This is a genomic window from Lactiplantibacillus argentoratensis (assembly GCF_037290055.1).
Taxonomy (GTDB): domain Bacteria; phylum Bacillota; class Bacilli; order Lactobacillales; family Lactobacillaceae; genus Lactiplantibacillus; species Lactiplantibacillus plantarum.
This window is the reverse complement of record NZ_CP147647.1, coordinates 1311273-1327297: the sequence shown is the minus strand read 5'-3', so window position 1 is coordinate 1327297 and position 16025 is coordinate 1311273. Positions and strand designations below refer to the sequence as shown.

Genomic DNA, 16025 nt, shown 5'->3' with positions numbered 1-16025 from the left:
AATCATGCCTGTGTTCCTGCACCATCCGCAATTGCCGTCATCAAGATCTGTTTGGCAATTGCAGTTTTCGTTGTCAATTCCGTCGTAACTGGTTGTTGCTCAGGCCGCAACAGTGTGACCTGATTAGTATCACCATTGAACCCAACTCCCGGTTTGGAAACATCGTTAGCAACAATTAAATCTAATTTTTTACTAGTTAACTTACGATTGGCATTAGCCAGCAATGATTGCGTTTCAGCTGCAAAACCAATCACATACTGTTGGTGCTTCCGGGCCGCTAACGTTTTTAAAATATCCGGTGTTTCTGTCAATCGTAACGTTAAGTCAGCATGGTCAGCTGGCTTTTTAATCTTCTGATCAGCTAATTCAGCCGGCCGATAATCAGATACGGCCGCCGCCATGACCAAGATATCCGTATCATCAAAAATATCACTGACTGCCGTCAATAAGGATTGAGCCGAATCAACCGTCACGACCTTAACACCACTAGGCGCTGCTAAATGAGTCGTGGCGCTGATCAGTGTCACAGTTGCACCTAACTCCCGTGCGACTTGAGCAACTGCGTAGCCCATCTTCCCCGATGAACGATTCGTGATAAATCGTACCGGATCTAAGGCTTCTCGGGTTCCGCCGGCAGTGACGACAACTCGCCGTCCTGCTAATGGCAAATCAGGTGTCAACTGAATCAATAGATCTGTCAACCAGGCCAAAATCACCGCTGGTTCCGGCAAGCGTCCTTGACCACTGTAGCCTTCCGCCAACATACCCGTAGCAGGAGTTAAGACGTGTAACCCATCCGTCGTCAGTTGCTTCAAATTGCGCTGAGTTGCTGGATTAGCGTACATATGTGAATTCATTGCTGGCACCACAAACTTGGGTGCGGTCGTCGCTAAAATTGTCGTCGTTGCGGCATCATCTGCGAGACCGTTAGCCACCTTAGCAATCAAGTTGGCGGTAGCCGGAACGAGAATCATCACTTCAGTCCAGTCAGCTAACGCGACGTGGACGACGTGATGCGGGTCAGTCGTTGTGAATTCATCAATGACCACTGGCTGCTGCGTTAAAGTTTGAAAGGTCAATGGCGTGATAAACTTTGCCGCATGGGTCGTCATCGCAACTCGCACGACGGCGCCCTGTTTCATCAAATTACGAATCAATACTAACGCTTTATAACTCGCAATCCCACCACTAACGACTACCGTTACATGGCGTTTTGTCCATATACTCACTTCTTCACGTCCTTTGAAAAATCTCGCAACCGTGCCAGCGAGATTTTTACACTTTAATAAAACAATTGTATCAAGAATCGACAGTAACGTGAAGCTGAACGTCCGCGTCATTCTTCATAAAAAAAGTGCCAAGCCCCAGCTGGCTCAGCACACCGTTTTGTTACTAATCTTTGTCAGTTTCATCTGGATCGATCATTAAGTCACCGGCCGCAATTTCTTCCATGGCCCGACCAATCGTTTTAACCGATTTGTATTCGCTAAGCATTGGTGCTGCACCAGCGTCCAATTCATGGGCCCGCTTGCTAGCTAACATAATCAATGAGTAACGCGAATTAACTTGCTTCAATAAGTCATCAACTGATGGATATAAGATCATGATTCCGCATCTCCTAACATTTCTTCATACTCGGGCATGACCCGTTTAACACTAAACCGTTCACTACGAATAATAGCCTTGATTCGTTCAGCAGCTAGCGGGACTTCATCATTGATAACCGCATAATCATAATTACGCATCATCTTGATTTCATCAACCGCTTTTGCCATCCGCTTGTTGATCACACTCATATCATCAGTCCCACGACCAATGATGCGGTGCTTCAATTCCATCAAATCCGGCGGCGTCAAGAAAATGAAGACGCCATCAGGCATTTTTTCGCGGACTTGCATGGCCCCGTTAACTTCAATTTCTAAGAAAACGTCTTTGCCAGCCGCCAACGACTGCTTAATATATTTTAAGGGCGTCCCATAGTAATTGTCAACATACTTGGCATATTCAAGCATACCGCCGCTCTTAATTTCATCCTCGAACTCTTCTTTGGACACAAAATAGTAGTCCTTGCCATCTACTTCGCCCGGACGCATTTGCCGCGTCGTCATCGAGACTGAATATTGAAAATCGTTATCATCTGAGTCAAAGATTTCCTTGCGGACGGTACCTTTACCGACACCCGAAGGACCTGATAAGACGATTAACATGCCTTGTTTCGCCATGATCACAAATTCCCCTTAATTAAAATATGTTTTAAAGTTTATTTTGCACTTTTTAACCCTATATTGCAAGTATTATCAAGGTTACACAGCTTTTTTTCATTTTTATTCGTGAATTTTCTCAAATTTTAGGCTTGCTTTTTAGAACGCCTGTTCGTATAATGGAAACACAAACAAATGTTCGAGGTGGCTAATATGCAAAATCAACAATCTAATTTGAAACTAATTTCCAAGAACTTACACGCTTCCTATCGCCAATTTATGGATGACTTTACTGCTGCCCCGACCGTCGTTGCGCCGTTACTGCCAATGATGCCGGCTTTCCAGCGGGATTTGTTCTTAACTCAAGCGCACACGGAACACTATCAAATCATGCTCCAGATGCAGCCTCAGCTCACTGAGTCCCGACCATATAATATTCACGGAGTGTTAAGAACCCTCGCTAATGGTCAGTTGGTTCTAGTCAACCGGCAGTTACACCTGACCCACTTGGTCGATCCGGACGCCATCCGTTATATCAAACGCGTTTAGTTTAATCATTAATACTTGCATCAAAAGATGAAATCATGTTCAATACAACCTTGCGTATTCTCATGGTGTTTTTGATGCAAATCAAAAAGATTGATGTTACAGCTCCACTGACTTCCCTGAATGAGTGAGTACGGAGTACCTGTAAATCAATCTTTTTTAGTAACTTAATTTTTATATTGCTTCTTTTACTTGTCGCTCACTGACGTTATTTTTGAGTTGGATCAGCACGCTTTTCAATCCAAGCCAAGACCGTATCAGCAATGATTGCCATTAAGGCTGTTGGTAACGCCCCGGCCAAGATAATGGCACCACCATTCGTAGCATTGGTTCCTCGAATAATGATATCCCCTAAGCCGCCGGCACCAACGAAGGTCCCAATGGCCGTAATCCCGATAGCCAACACTAATGCGTTCCGGAGTCCAGCCATAATGACGGAAAGTGACAGTGGCAACTCCACCATTCGTAACAATTGCCAGCGCGTCATCCCCATCCCCTTACCGGAATCCAAAATACTAGCACTCACATTTTGCATTCCAGTATAGGTATTCTTGATAATCGGCAGCAATGCGTATAAGAAGACCGTGACGATTACCGTGTTCACACCTAGGCCCAAACCAATCATGATGATTGATAACATCGCTAGTGATGGAATCGTTTGAATCACATTGGCAATCGCAATCACTGTTGCACTCAACCGACTATGATGGGCGATGAAAATGCCAATTGGAATCCCAACAATTGCCGCAAACAGCACGCCATAAATTGAAATCAAGAAGTGACGTGAGAACTGGCTTAACACGTACACACCGTTTTGTTGGTAATAATATATCAACTGTTGCAGTAAGTTCATCTGAGCCATTATTTGTCACTCCCTTCAAAGTAATTATGTTTTTCAAGGAACTGTTTAGCCACAACTTCCGGTTCCACTAAGTTATTATCAACTTGATAGTTCAAGTTTTGCATCGTCTTTAAGCTGATTTTACCGTTTAATCGATTCAAGATTGGCTTCAACTTCGGATGTGCTTTCAAGATCTTGTTCGTTGCAACCGCACTCGCATTATATGGTGGGAAGAAATTCTTATCATCCTTTAAAATCTTCAGATCATAACTACCAATCCGGCCATCAGTCGAGTATCCGAGGATGGCATCCATTTTACCTGATTCCAAGGCATCGTAAACTAAACCAATTTGCATTGGATAAGTCTTCCCAAATTGGAAACCATACAACTTCTTAAAGGCAGGATAACCGTCACCTTTTCGTTCAGTCCAGATTTGATCCAAACCGACCGTCAGCTTTGGAGCCACTTTTTTCATATCACTAACCGTATTTAGATGATATTTCTTGGCCGTCGCTTTCGTCACCATAAAAGCATAAGTATCTGCGAACCCGTAACTTGGAAAATAGGTCATTTGATACTTGCTGTTGAATTGTGAGCGAACTTTTTGGTCAATCGACTTGATATTACTCCGATCCATCTTTTCACCCAGAATCGTCGTTAAGTCCGTCCCAGTGTAGCGAATCGCTGAAATATCAGCCTGATCATTCTTTAAGGCATTGAAACTAACCGTCCCAGAACCTAAATTGTTAATGATCGTCGTATTCAAATTAGAATAATGCTTAATCATATCTTGAATCATGTACGCCATGATTTGTTGTTCAGTCGTGTTTTGTGACGCAATCCGGATCGTATCGGATGAAGTTCCAGACAAACCCGGAAAGCCACAGCCGGCCAATAATAATGCACTGGCGACCGTTGCAAAAACACCTAACAACCACTTTTTAATTTTCTTCATCTTTAATCCCCCTTACGCTTGTGTGGTTCTTGGGGTAACCGCTGCTTCTAGTTTACCCAACAGCCAATCAACGATGAGGGCTAAGATAATCACCGGAATCGAACCGCCTAAAATCAAGTCAGTTCGATAGAGGTTTAACCCATTAAAGATAAAGTCCCCAAGGCCACCGGCACCAATGTATGATGCTAACGCAGCCCAGGCAATAACGTACGTTGCGGATAATCGAATACCAGCCATAATAACTGGGGCTGCCATCGGTAACTCAACTTTAACAATTGACTGCCAACCGGTCATTCCCATTCCCTTAGCCGCATCGATTAAGGCTGGATCAACATCTTCCAGTCCAAGATAGGTATTGCGGAGAATCGGTAATAAAGAATAGATGAACAACGCAATGATAGCCGGAATCGCACCAATCCCGAAGAACGGGATCATCAATGCCAACAGTGCCATCGCTGGAATTGTTTGTAACATACTAGCAATTGACATGACCACATTTGCAATCGGCTTCACCCGCGTGAGCAAAATTCCAATTGGAACCGCCACGATAATTCCTAAGAACAATGAAAACGCTGAAATATACAAGTGTTGCCACGTCTTAACCAGCAGTTGTATGCCGTAGTTTTGTAGGAAAGTTATCATGCCTGTTCACCGCCTTCAGCGGGCGCATCGTCCTCCCCGTGATGAATATTGTTTTCAGCTTCATCTTCGTCTTCATCACCCCAGAGGGCATCATAAACAATATCAACTAGAGTGGCCCGCGTCACAATGCCGACTAAACGATGTTGTTCATCAACAACTGGAATATTCTTTAAGCCACGTTTCAAAATACGTTCGACCGTATCACGAATCAATGAATTCGACTGAACATAGAATATATCAGTCTTCATAATATCGCCCACACTAGTGGCCGAATTGAAGTTATAATCAACGTCTTCAATGCCGATTACACCCTTCAAGATGCCGGCTTCATCAGTGACTAACAACGAGTCAACCCGCTTATCATGCATTTGTCGTAATGCGACCGTCAATGACTTTCCTGGTGTGGTGGCAATTGGGTCTTTCAACATCACTTGCCCAACAGTGGTAATACTTGGCCGTGCTTGGATCAAGCGATCCTTACCAATTAAGTTCTCAACGAATTCATTAGCTGGATGACGTAAGATACCGTCTGGCGTATCCACTTGCATAATGTCGCCACCATCCATGATTACAATACGGGTCGCTAATTTTAACGCCTCATCCATATCATGGGTTACAAAGACGAACGTCTTACCCAAGCGTTCCTGCAAATCTTTAACGAGATCTTGCAAGGATTCACGGGTAATCGGGTCTAACGCGCCAAAGGGTTCATCCATCAATACTAAATCTTGGTCTGCTGCTAACGCCCGAACGACCCCAATCCGTTGTTGTTGCCCACCGGAAAGTTCCGACGGGTACCGATCCAAATAATCTTCTGGCAATTCCACCAGCTTAATCATCTTCTTAGCACGTTCATTCATTTTATCTTGGGGCCACTTTAGCAATCGTGGTACCAAAGTAATATTGTCTCGAATCGTCATATGGGGCATTAACCCAATATTTTGAATCACGTAACCGATTTGCCGACGTAATTTAACCGGGTCAATCTGGCTAATATCCTTACCATTAAGTTTAATGGTACCGGAAGTCTGACTTAACATCCGATTAATCATCCGCATCGTGGTCGTTTTACCTGAACCAGATGTCCCGATGAAACAAACAAATTCACCTTTTTCGATTTCCAAATTAAAATCTTCAACGGCTACTTTGCCACCAGGATACGTTTTATTCAAATGTTCCATTGTCAGAAACAACCTCATCACTCCAATCATTTACTCAGTTTATTTCGTTGCCGAATAAACTGTACTGTAATTAAGCATAACTTATAACGAAAGCAAAATGCAAACGTCATGACATGTAAACTGAACATTTTATCGTTTTAACGGTATATTTTTGTAGTCGGAGCTTCAGATTAGCCACCCACTACCAACCAGTCCGACAGTTCATTAAAACGTGTCCGTTGACCCATATTTCGTCTATTTGCGTTTTATATTGTAAAGAATTATCGTCGCCTTGGCAATAATACCGAAACCTCACTCGACACTATCGTCACTAATTAACACCATCAAAAAAGGACCGACCATAGTTGTCCGTCCCTTGTGGTACCGATCAATTAAGCTTAATCATCTTTTTCCTCATCGGCCAGTCGCAATAACTCTTCCGCATGTTCAAGCGATAACTTAGTGACTTTAGTTCCCGCCAACATGCGTGCCAGTTCTTGAACCCGGGCCGCATTATCCAGCTTAGTCACACTCGTTTTCGTGCGTTTACCAGTAATCTTCTTGGCAATGAAGTAGTGGTGATCACTCATCGCCGCAACCTGTGGCAAATGGGTAATACAGAGCACTTGTGAAAAGTGTGCAATACCATTGATTTTCTCAGCAATCGCTTGAGCAACCCGACCGCTAACGCCCGTATCAACTTCGTCAAAAATGATACTGGTAATTCCCTGTGATTCAGAAAAAATGGTTTTCAAAGCCAGCATCATCCGTGAGAGTTCCCCACCAGACGCAATTTTAGCCAATGGGCGCATGCGCTCACCAGGATTAGTCTGAATATAAAATTCAACACTGTCCAGACCACTCCGATAGATCTGACCCTTAGTCGGTTTGAATCGTACTTCAAAGATTGCCTTATCCATATACAGATCTTTGAGTTCTTGATGGATCTGTCGTTGTAACACTTTCGCCGCAGCCCGCCGTTTATCGGACAACGCTTCGCCCGTCGTAAGTAGTTGTTGTTTCAGATCGGCGACCCGCTGGGCCAAATCTTCACTATTTTCTTCAGAGTCAGTCATCTTGGCTAACTCAGCCGCGATTTTTTGGTAATAATCTAAGATTTGTTGTTCAGAGTCCCCATACTTACGTTTTAACTGGGTCAAAACGTCCAGCCGCTGTTCGATTTCATCCAAGCGACCCTCGTCGAATTCTTGCAAATCGAGCTGATTAGAAATCTGACCGGCCGCGTCCTGCAGCCCATAAAAGGCATTTTTGACATTCACGGTAATCTCATTAAAGGCGGGGTCCAAATTAGCAATCGGTTCTAGTGCATTCATCGCCGTACCGACCATATCAACCGCACCAGTCGTTTCTTCACCCGCCGCTAACAACGTGTAACTCTGTTGAAGTGCTTGATTGATCATTTGGTAATTATCTAAACGGTCGCGTTCCGCAGTTAAACTGGCCTCTTCACCCACTTTGACTTGTGCTGCTGCGATTTCGTCCACTTGAAAGTTCAGCATATCTAAGCGTTGAGCCCACTCTTTTTCATTCGCATTCTTTTGCCGCAGTTCACGGTTTAACTGCTGATAACGATCATACTGTTGCTGGTAACGCTGCTTCAATTTACGAATTTTAGCGGTGGCAAACTCGTCCAGCAATCCCAGGTGTTTTTCAGGTTGCATCAACTCTTGATGTTCATTCTGACCATGAATATCAACAATTGTTTCACCAATCTGTTTCAAAGTCGTCGTATTGACCAGCATACCATTGATGCGACATGTATTACGGCCGCTTTTAGTAATCTCGCGCTGTAGAATGACGGTATTATCCGCATGTTCGATCCCCGCTTCATCCAACAATTGGGCCGTCACGCCGTCAGCCGGCAAAATAAACATGCCTTGCAAAACGGCTTTATCAGCACCGGTCCGAATAAACTCTGCCGAGCCGCGGCCACCCGCTAATAAACCGACTGCATCAATAATAATTGACTTACCAGCACCGGTCTCACCAGTTAAAACCGTCATGCCAGCTTCAAAAGCAATGTCTAAGTGTTCGATAATTGCAAAGTTCGTAATTGATAATTCTTGTAACACTGCAAGCCCTCCTTAAAAGCAATTGGTTACCAGCATCCGTTAGTTAATTTTGAAAAAAAGCGACCTGACACACGTGTGAGCAGGTCGAAGATAGCTTACTAATTAGTGATCACTCAGTAAGCGTTGAATTTTTTGTTGTAGCTCTAAAGTCATCGCTAACGACTTGCAAATAATCAGAACGTGAGCATCATCGCCTAGCGTTCCAAAAATTTCGTCATAATGCATTGCTTCAATCAACGTTGCTAGTGCTGGTCCGTTACCCGGCAACACCTTGATGAGGACAAATTTATCCTGAGTCGCATACGAGACATAGGCATCTTTCAGTGTCCGCTTGAGCTTTTTCTCCGTATCCATTTGTTTCTGAACTGGCATACTATAGTGGTAACCGCCCGTTGCCGAGGGAACCTTGACCAGCTGCATATCTTTAATATCGCGCGAAATGGTTGCCTGTGTCACGTCAATATCTTCAGCACGTAACAGCTTAACAAAGTCTTCTTGACGTTCAATTTCGTTCGAACTCAATAATCGTTTAATGTAGCGTTGGCGCTCTTGCTTCTTCACCCGATCACCCCCGGTAGCTATTCATACTTATTTAAACACATCATAAGCCAAAATGCATAAATATGAAAGTCCGGATTTCAATTTTAAGCTTGATTTAATTGTTCATAAGCGGCCGCCTGAGTTTTTTCAATCGACACAGTCGGCGCAATCCGTGGTGTTTCATCGGTAGCTTGTAGATGAATTAGAAACTCAATATTACCTTCACCACCCTTGATTGGTGAATAATCAAGCCCTAGAACGTTATAACCATTCGCTTGCGCAAATTCCACGATATCTGTCAACACCGCCTGATGAACAGCAGGATCACGGACAATTCCGTGTTTGCCGACATTCTCACGACCAGCCTCAAATTGTGGTTTGATTAGAGCAACGACTGAACCACCGTTTTCAATAATCGCGTGTAATGGGGGCAAAATTAAGTGTAGTGAAATAAATGAAACGTCGATGGACGCGAAGTTAGGTTGCCCCTGCGTGAAATCTGCCAGCTTACTATACCGAAAGTTAGTATGTTCCATCACAACCACGCGCGGATCTTGGCGTAACTTCCAGACCAACTGATTACTACCGACATCCAAGGCGTAACTCATTTTTGCCCCATTTTGTAAAACCACGTCGGTAAAACCACCAGTCGACGAGCCAATATCTAGGACCGTTTTGTCGGTCACGTCAATTTCAAAACTTTTGAGTGCTTTTTCAAGTTTGAGACCGCCACGTGAAACATAGGGCATCGGTTTGCCTTTCAAATGTAATTCAGTTGCCACTGGGATCTTCATGCCCGGCTTATCTAAGCGTTCTTCGTTGACACCTAAGATTTCACCGGCCATTACGGCACGCTTAGCCTTTTCGCGGGTATCAAATAATCCTTGTTGTACTAATAATACGTCAACTCGTTCTTTTTCCATCTAAATTTAAGTCCTTAATCTGTAAAATACGTTAGAAAAGCTGCAAGCAAGCCCATGTCTCGTTGACTAGCAGCACTAGCTTTTACCAACGCCGTTTGAGCAGCTGTTACAGCTTGTTCTAACGCTGTTCGTGCGCCTGCAAGCCCCAGCAAACCTGGATACGTATTCTTATGCTCATCGGCATCCTTATGCGTAGCTTTTCCTAACTGAGCAGGCGTACTCGTCACGTCTAAAATATCATCGTAAATTTGAAACGCTAATCCATAGGCATCAGCATATTGTAATAGCAATTCCTGCACGGCTGGTTGCACTTGAGCTTGAATCAACCCTGCTTGGACAGCGTAGTGAATTAACGCCCCCGTCTTCTCGCGATGCAGCTGTTGTAAGGCTGGTAAGGCCAAATGTTGTCCCGCTCCCAGGACATCAGCAATTTGACCAGCCACCATCCCGCGAGGTCCGGTGGCCTGCGCTAATGCTAAGGTTTGATCAGCAACGATCGATGCCGGTAACCCACTATCCGCAATCCATTCGAAAGTCAACGGTTGTAAGGCATCCCCTGCAAGAATGGCAACGTCTTCCCCAAACTTAACATGGTTAGTCGGTTCGCCACGTCGTAGTTGATCATTATCCATCGCCGGTAAATCATCGTGAATTAGCGAATAAGTATGCATCAACTCAACGGCCACACTTGCCCGCAAGTTTGCAGCCGTCGTTACGATATCAAAAGTATCTAAAATAGCTAACGTCAATAACGGCCGTAACCGCTTGCCACCTGCTAGTACCGAATAACGCATGGCGTCAGTCAGGGTCGGTTGGTCAGAACACGCTTGGAGCTGCTCATCTAAATACTGATTAATCTGAGGACGCCACTTGGATTCAAATTCAGTTAATAATTGCTTATTCATTGGCGTCAGCTTGCTCAAACGGAACTTCGTCGCCATTTTCATTCATCATCTTAGTGAGCGTCTTTTCAGCACCTTCAAGGGTTGCTTGCAACTGCTTGCTAAGTGCCACGCCCTTTTGAAATTGATCCAAGGCTTGTTCTAAAGGGACATCGCCTTGTTCTAATTGATTAACGATCGTCTCTAATTGTGATAAATTCTGTTCAAAAGTTGGTTGTTCAGCCATTATTTTCCTCCATCGATCTTCGTAATCTGTGCTTGCGCCTCACCGTCAGCCATGTGAATTGCAACCGTTTGTTCTGGCTGCAATTGTTTGACCCCGTGAACCACTTGTTCATCCGCCGTCACAAAGGCGTAACCACGCGTCATGATTTTAAGCGGACTAAGTAGATCCAACGATTGGACGGTCTGCGTCAGTTGTTGCCGTTTCTGCCGCACGACTAACTGGGTACCCCGATTCAGCCGTTGCTGCAAGTTAAGCAGTTGTGTTTGTGCCTGGCGAACTTGGTGAATCGGCGTTTGCTGTCGTAATTGTTGAAAAACACGCTGGTAGTGCTGGCTTGCCAGATTAAAGTTATTTTGACCAGCCTGTTTAAGTCGCTCATTTAAGAAGTCTAACTTCTGCAAATACCCTTCGTACAAGCGGTTCGGCTGAGTAAACACGTACGACGTTTGTAATTTATTAAGTCGTTGTCGATCGCGTTGAACGAAATTCTGAAATGCATTGAACACGCGGGTCTGGTCTTGCTTTAATTGTAATAAAACATCGTTATATACTGGTACCGCTAATTCGGCAGCCGCAGTTGGGGTGGCCGCCCGCACATCTGCGACCAAGTCAGCAATTGTCGTATCCGTTTCATGTCCCACGGATGAAATAACTGGCAGTTGACTCTGTGCGATTGCACGCGCAACCACTTCTTCGTTGAATGGCCACAGATCTTCGATTGAACCACCACCACGCCCAATAATTAATGTATCAAAATCACCTTGCGCATTGGCACGTTCGATCTGCCGACTAATTTCGGCCGCAGCCGCATCACCTTGAACTTGAGATGGAAACAAAACGATCTGCGCAATCGGAAAACGGCGCCGAGTAGTCGTGATAATATCGCGAATCACTGCGCCACTACGACTAGTGACCACTGCAATTCGCTTTGGAAAGCGCGGAAGCGGCTTTTTGGGTGCACTAAACAAGCCCTCAGCCGCTAATTTCTTTTTAAGTTGTTCGTAGGCTTGATACAACGCACCCACGCCGTCTGGTTCCATGCGTTCCACATAAATCTGGTAACTACCACTGGGCTCATACAGACCAATCCGGCCCACGACCAGAACCTTCATACCTTCTTCAGGCTGAAATTTGACCTTGGCAAACGCCGACTTGAACATAATGGCTGAAATCTTGGCATGGTCATCTTTCAAACTGAAATATTGATGCGTATTAGGCCGGGGACGATAATTAGAAACTTCCCCCGTTAGGTACACTTTACCTAAATACGGATCAACCTCGAATTTACGTTTTAAATACTGAGTTAAAGCTGTCACTGTCAAATATTGTTGACTTTCACTCACTTACATCACTCCACTTTGCAAGTTCCACCGTTGTCTGCATCAAGGTGGCAATCGTCATTGGACCCACCCCACCAGGAACGGGCGTAATCAACCCCGCGATGCCTTGAGCAGAATCAAAATCGACGTCACCCACTAGTTTACCATTTTCATCACGATCCATGCCAACATCAATGACCGTCGCGCCTGGTTTGATATCAGCACCAGTGATCAGGTGTGCAATCCCAGTTGCAACCACCAAGATATCCGCCGTCCGGGCGACCGCCTTTAGGTCAGCTGTTTTACTATGTGCAATCGTTACAGTTGCGTTAGCATTTGTTAACAAAGCGGCCATCGGCTTACCAACAATGGTACTCCGACCAATAACAACCGCCGTTTTACCAGCCGGATCAACCCCATAGTCAGCCAACATCGTCATAATACCGCGAGGCGTATTTGCTACGGGATAATTACCTGGAAAATTGGTGATCAACTTACCAACGTTCGTCGGGTGAAAACCATCGACGTCCTTTTTAGGATCAATGGCCATCGTGATCAATGGTTCATTAATTTGGGCTGGTAGTGGCGACTGCACCAAGATGCCATGAATGCTGTCATCCGCATTGTATGCCGCAATAATGGCTAACAGTTCGTCCTGACTAGTAGTCGCTGGCAACTGCCGCACCACGGAGTGCATCCCCAACTTAGTGGCTTTACGATTCTTATTTCGAACATAGATTTGACTGGCTGCATCGTCCCCAACAATAATTACAGCAATCCCTGGTTGAATTCCCTGAGCAGCCAATTCCGCTACTGCCGTTGCCGTCTGCGCGTTAACTTTCTTAGCTACTGCCTTACCATCAATAATCTTCGTCACAAGTGCCACACTCCTCTTTCTCTGTCTGGTCTTATTTTAGCATATTCACCACGATGATTTATGACCGGTTTACTAATAAGTTATTAAAAAAAGTCTGGCAAATCGCCAGACTTTTACGGTAGAACATAAGATTGTTCGGTTTTAGACTAATTGGCCTGGTTTTTAACCACTTTACCAAGTACCCCGCTAACGAATTTCCGAGAGCGGTCATCACTGAACGCCTTTGCCAATTCAATTGCTTCATTAACCGCGACCTTAGTTGGAACGTCGTCAACAAATTGCAATTCAAAGAACGCGATGCGCAAGATAATCAAATCAGTCTTAGCCAGTCGGTCCAACGACCACTTTTGACTTAAATAAGGCTGAATTTGGGCGTCTAATTCCGCTTGATGTTCACGAACACCAGTTACTAACGTGCTTAAATATGCGGGAATTTCAACTGCATCCGCCTCTTCAGGGTTGAGTAACTGTTGGAATAACTGATTTTCATCAGCGTCCGGGTTCGCATTCAAAGCGAATAAAGCCTGAAATGCTTTTTCCCGGATTTCATGACGCGTTAAACTCACGATTCTTCACCATCTTCATTTTCATCGGTCTGGGTATCTTCATCACCAAACAAGTTGTTTGGATCAATGGCACTTTCGGTCTTCTCAGTCACGATACCAGTAATGTGAACGTTGACTTCACTCAGGGCAAGATCGGTCATAAATAAAATCTGTTGTTTGATCTTATCTTGAATTTCTAAAGCGACCTTTGGCACTGAAACGCCATAGTCCAAGTATGCGTACACATCAACACTGATCTGATCATCAACGATCGTTAGCTTGACACCCTTACCAAGATTCTTCTTGCGACCGAACAACTCATTTACACTGGAAGAAATCGTCCCTTGCATCCGGTTAACGCCATCAATTTGACTTACCGCGATACCAACGATTATTTCAAGCACTTCTGGTGCAATTTGAATTTGTCCTAAGCTGGGTTCTTTGCTTTGTAACGTAATATTGCTACTGTCAGCCATTTTGACATTCCTCCAATTCCATGTTTGCCGGTATTAGTTTTTCTAAAAATTAAGCCCGTGAAACGTAAGTGGAGTCAACGGTGTTAACGATCAGCTTGTCGCCGGCCTTAACGAAGAATGGCACTTGGATAATCGCACCAGTTTCCAACGTTGCTGGCTTAGAACCACCAGAAGCGGTATCACCCTTAATTCCTGGTTCAGTTTCGGCAACTTCCAAAGTAACCGTGTTTGGTAAATCAATTCCCAACACTTCACCCTTATAAAGCGTTACTTGAACTTCCATGTTTTCCTTCAAGAACTTCAATTCGTCTTGAATGTGGTCGCCAGGAATTTCGATTTGTTCATAAGTTTCAGTATTCATGAAGACATAGCTGTCGCCATCGGCATAGAGGTACTGCATCGTACTCTTTTCGATTGGCGCTTGTTCCATCCGCGCACCGGCACGGAAGGTCTTGTCTTGAACGGCACCGGTCCGTAAGTTCTTAAGCTTTGAACGAACAAAGGCGCCACCCTTACCAGGCTTAACGTGCTGGAATTCCACGATGCGCCAAATTGCGTTGTCTACTTCAATCGTCAAACCATTTTTAAAATCTGCAGTTGAAATCATTTTTAAAAATCCTCCTCAAATATATCTTTATAACTATAACAAGACCGAGCCGCTGTGGCAACTGTCTTAACTATAAAATCAGTAAATCGCGCGTTGCGGTCGTCAGTCGTTCATGGCCCTCAGCGGTCACTAAGACATCATCTTCGATTCGCATTCCACCTAAATCTGGGAAATATACCCCGGGTTCAACAGTGACCACACTGTTTGCAACCAAGGTACCCGTTGTGTTTTTTGAAATCAACGGCCCTTCATGAATAGCGAGACCAATGCCATGGCCCATACCATGATTGAAGGCGTCGCCATAGCCCGCGTTAGTCAGCAAATCACGCCCGACCGCATCCAGTTGAGCAGTTGCTGCCCCAGCTTGGACCTGATCGATTACAGCCTGTTGGGCGGCTTGCACCGCTTGGTAGGCCGCAACTAACCTGTCGTCCGGAGTACCTAAAGCAAACGTTCGCGTCATATCGGACGTGTACCCGTCCAAAAAGTAACCAAAGTCTAGGGTGACGAGTTGCCCGGCCGTCAAGACCGCGTTCGAAGCTGTCCCGTGTGGTAAGGCCGCACGGGCACCACCCAACACGATCGTCGTGAACGACGGCCCACTTGCACCGTGTGTTCGCATAAACGCGTCCAACAGGTTGCTGACGTCGATTTCGCGCATGCCTGGTCGCACAATGCTCGTGACGTATTCAAAACCAGCATCCGCCAAACGTGCACTCGCTCGTAACCGATCAATCTCATCAGCACTCTTAGTGATGCGTAATTCGTCGACCACGTCTGGTAAAGCAACCAAATCGCTGACCAAGTTCTCGTCCAAGTAACTATAAGCTGCATAGGGAATCTCGTCTTCGAAACCCATGACCCCAGTGCCAGTTTTGGCGATGATCTCACAAACGGCCCCCAGATAATCACGTGTAATAACTAGGTGCTGGTCGTCATACTGATTCGTGAAAGCTGTCTGATAGCGGGCGTCCGTAATCAGATAAACTTCCTGCGCCAGTACTAACAAGTAACCATCGCCGGCCATATCAGCCATTCCCGTCAAATATTGGAGATTAGCACCACTCGAGACTAAGAACGCATCGATTTTTAATTGATCAAACTTATTTTGTAACCGTTCAACTCGACCCATTATTCGTCACTCCCATCATTACCTCACGCTTCATTATAC

General features: G+C 45.0%; 19 protein-coding genes. 1 reads left to right on the top strand and 18 read right to left on the bottom strand.

From position 1 onward, the window contains the following. Window positions 1-2: 2 nt before the first annotated feature. The 3 genes from coaBC to gmk are packed head-to-tail and all read right to left on the bottom strand — an operon-like array spanning window position 3 to window position 2222. Window positions 3-1340 carry a bifunctional phosphopantothenoylcysteine decarboxylase/phosphopantothenate--cysteine ligase CoaBC gene (gene coaBC / locus V7R88_RS06180; RefSeq protein ID WP_173556619.1) on the bottom strand — a complete coding sequence of 446 codons (1338 nt, stop codon included), beginning with the start codon at window positions 1338-1340 and terminating at the stop codon, window positions 3-5. A gap of 52 nt (window positions 1341-1392) precedes the next feature. Then, a complete protein-coding gene (gene rpoZ / locus V7R88_RS06175; protein ID WP_003640362.1) occupies window positions 1393-1605 on the bottom strand; it encodes a DNA-directed RNA polymerase subunit omega in 213 nt (70 codons plus the stop codon). Further along, complete coding sequence (gene gmk, locus V7R88_RS06170) at window positions 1602-2222, bottom strand: guanylate kinase (RefSeq protein WP_003640361.1); 621 nt, start codon at window positions 2220-2222, stop codon at window positions 1602-1604. Before gmk ends, rpoZ begins: the two co-directional genes overlap by 4 nt. 192 nt (window positions 2223-2414) lie before the next feature. Here gmk and V7R88_RS06165 point away from each other — a divergent pair, with 192 nt between their 5' ends. Further along, complete coding sequence (locus V7R88_RS06165; protein ID WP_072535152.1) at window positions 2415-2750, top strand: hypothetical protein; 336 nt, start codon at window positions 2415-2417, stop codon at window positions 2748-2750. 205 nt (window positions 2751-2955) lie between these two features. On the opposite strand, the gene V7R88_RS06160 is transcribed toward V7R88_RS06165, so the two are convergent. The 15 genes from V7R88_RS06160 to V7R88_RS06090 form a co-directional block, all read right to left on the bottom strand. After that, window positions 2956-3609 carry an ABC transporter permease gene (locus tag V7R88_RS06160; RefSeq protein ID WP_003640359.1) on the bottom strand — a complete coding sequence of 218 codons (654 nt, stop codon included), beginning with the start codon at window positions 3607-3609 and terminating at the stop codon, window positions 2956-2958. After that, window positions 3609-4544 (bottom strand): osmoprotectant ABC transporter substrate-binding protein, encoded by a 936-nt coding sequence (locus V7R88_RS06155; RefSeq protein WP_054398188.1) that lies wholly within the window; start codon window positions 4542-4544, stop codon window positions 3609-3611. Before V7R88_RS06155 ends, V7R88_RS06160 begins: the two co-directional genes overlap by 1 nt. Window positions 4545-4556: 12 nt before the next feature. Then, window positions 4557-5186: an ABC transporter permease gene (locus V7R88_RS06150; protein ID WP_054398190.1), complete on the bottom strand. Its 630-nt coding sequence runs from the start codon at window positions 5184-5186 to the stop codon at window positions 4557-4559. After that, window positions 5183-6367 (bottom strand): betaine/proline/choline family ABC transporter ATP-binding protein, encoded by a 1185-nt coding sequence (locus tag V7R88_RS06145; protein WP_161325448.1) that lies wholly within the window; start codon window positions 6365-6367, stop codon window positions 5183-5185. The genes V7R88_RS06150 and V7R88_RS06145 overlap by 4 nt, the downstream gene beginning before the upstream one ends. Window positions 6368-6744: 377 nt before the next feature. Beyond that, complete coding sequence (recN, locus tag V7R88_RS06140; RefSeq protein ID WP_054398194.1) at window positions 6745-8439, bottom strand: DNA repair protein RecN; 1695 nt, start codon at window positions 8437-8439, stop codon at window positions 6745-6747. A 102-nt stretch (window positions 8440-8541) separates the two neighbouring features. Continuing rightward, on the bottom strand, window positions 8542-9000 hold the full coding sequence (locus V7R88_RS06135) for an arginine repressor (protein WP_003640354.1): 459 nt from the start codon (window positions 8998-9000) through the stop codon (window positions 8542-8544). 83 nt (window positions 9001-9083) lie between these two features. Further along, window positions 9084-9902, bottom strand: a complete 819-nt coding sequence (locus V7R88_RS06130; RefSeq protein ID WP_003640353.1) for a TlyA family rRNA (cytidine-2'-O)-methyltransferase — start codon at window positions 9900-9902, stop codon at window positions 9084-9086. A 14-nt stretch (window positions 9903-9916) separates the two neighbouring features. Then, window positions 9917-10807: a polyprenyl synthetase family protein gene (locus tag V7R88_RS06125; protein WP_054398196.1), complete on the bottom strand. Its 891-nt coding sequence runs from the start codon at window positions 10805-10807 to the stop codon at window positions 9917-9919. Beyond that, a complete protein-coding gene (locus V7R88_RS06120; RefSeq protein WP_003640351.1) occupies window positions 10800-11030 on the bottom strand; it encodes an exodeoxyribonuclease VII small subunit in 231 nt (76 codons plus the stop codon). Before V7R88_RS06120 ends, V7R88_RS06125 begins: the two co-directional genes overlap by 8 nt. Further along, window positions 11030-12373: an exodeoxyribonuclease VII large subunit gene (gene xseA, locus V7R88_RS06115; RefSeq protein WP_003645161.1), complete on the bottom strand. Its 1344-nt coding sequence runs from the start codon at window positions 12371-12373 to the stop codon at window positions 11030-11032. Before xseA ends, V7R88_RS06120 begins: the two co-directional genes overlap by 1 nt. Next, entirely contained in the window at window positions 12366-13226 is an 861-nt protein-coding gene (locus V7R88_RS06110; RefSeq protein WP_003645162.1) for a bifunctional 5,10-methylenetetrahydrofolate dehydrogenase/5,10-methenyltetrahydrofolate cyclohydrolase, read from the bottom strand. The genes xseA and V7R88_RS06110 overlap by 8 nt, the downstream gene beginning before the upstream one ends. A 146-nt stretch (window positions 13227-13372) precedes the next feature. After that, entirely contained in the window at window positions 13373-13792 is a 420-nt protein-coding gene (gene nusB / locus V7R88_RS06105; RefSeq protein WP_054398198.1) for a transcription antitermination factor NusB, read from the bottom strand. After that, complete coding sequence (locus V7R88_RS06100; protein WP_054398201.1) at window positions 13789-14247, bottom strand: Asp23/Gls24 family envelope stress response protein; 459 nt, start codon at window positions 14245-14247, stop codon at window positions 13789-13791. The genes nusB and V7R88_RS06100 overlap by 4 nt, the downstream gene beginning before the upstream one ends. 49 nt (window positions 14248-14296) lie before the next feature. Further along, complete coding sequence (gene efp / locus V7R88_RS06095; RefSeq protein ID WP_003640346.1) at window positions 14297-14854, bottom strand: elongation factor P; 558 nt, start codon at window positions 14852-14854, stop codon at window positions 14297-14299. Window positions 14855-14924: 70 nt separating this feature from the next. Beyond that, entirely contained in the window at window positions 14925-15986 is a 1062-nt protein-coding gene (locus V7R88_RS06090; protein ID WP_054398203.1) for a M24 family metallopeptidase, read from the bottom strand. Window positions 15987-16025 lie beyond the last annotated feature (39 nt).

Excerpts from the sequence above, each read along its gene's own strand:
- coaBC (WP_173556619.1), bottom strand. The coding sequence starts at position 1,340 with ATGACGCGGACGTTCAGCTTCACGTTACTGTCGATTCTTGATACAATT.
- rpoZ (WP_003640362.1), bottom strand. The coding sequence starts at position 1,605 with ATGATCTTATATCCATCAGTTGATGACTTATTGAAGCAAGTTAATTCG.
- gmk (WP_003640361.1), bottom strand. The coding sequence starts at position 2,222 with ATGGCGAAACAAGGCATGTTAATCGTCTTATCAGGTCCTTCGGGTGTC.
- V7R88_RS06165 (WP_072535152.1), top strand. The coding sequence starts at position 2,415 with ATGCAAAATCAACAATCTAATTTGAAACTAATTTCCAAGAACTTACAC.
- V7R88_RS06160 (WP_003640359.1), bottom strand. The coding sequence starts at position 3,609 with ATGGCTCAGATGAACTTACTGCAACAGTTGATATATTATTACCAACAA.
- V7R88_RS06155 (WP_054398188.1), bottom strand. The coding sequence starts at position 4,544 with ATGAAGAAAATTAAAAAGTGGTTGTTAGGTGTTTTTGCAACGGTCGCC.
- V7R88_RS06150 (WP_054398190.1), bottom strand. The coding sequence starts at position 5,186 with ATGATAACTTTCCTACAAAACTACGGCATACAACTGCTGGTTAAGACG.
- V7R88_RS06145 (WP_161325448.1), bottom strand. The coding sequence starts at position 6,367 with ATGGAACATTTGAATAAAACGTATCCTGGTGGCAAAGTAGCCGTTGAA.
- V7R88_RS06130 (WP_003640353.1), bottom strand. The coding sequence starts at position 9,902 with ATGGAAAAAGAACGAGTTGACGTATTATTAGTACAACAAGGATTATTT.
- V7R88_RS06125 (WP_054398196.1), bottom strand. The coding sequence starts at position 10,807 with ATGAATAAGCAATTATTAACTGAATTTGAATCCAAGTGGCGTCCTCAG.
- V7R88_RS06120 (WP_003640351.1), bottom strand. The coding sequence starts at position 11,030 with ATGGCTGAACAACCAACTTTTGAACAGAATTTATCACAATTAGAGACG.
- V7R88_RS06100 (WP_054398201.1), bottom strand. The coding sequence starts at position 14,247 with ATGGCTGACAGTAGCAATATTACGTTACAAAGCAAAGAACCCAGCTTA.
- efp (WP_003640346.1), bottom strand. The coding sequence starts at position 14,854 with ATGATTTCAACTGCAGATTTTAAAAATGGTTTGACGATTGAAGTAGAC.
- V7R88_RS06090 (WP_054398203.1), bottom strand. The coding sequence starts at position 15,986 with ATGGGTCGAGTTGAACGGTTACAAAATAAGTTTGATCAATTAAAAATC.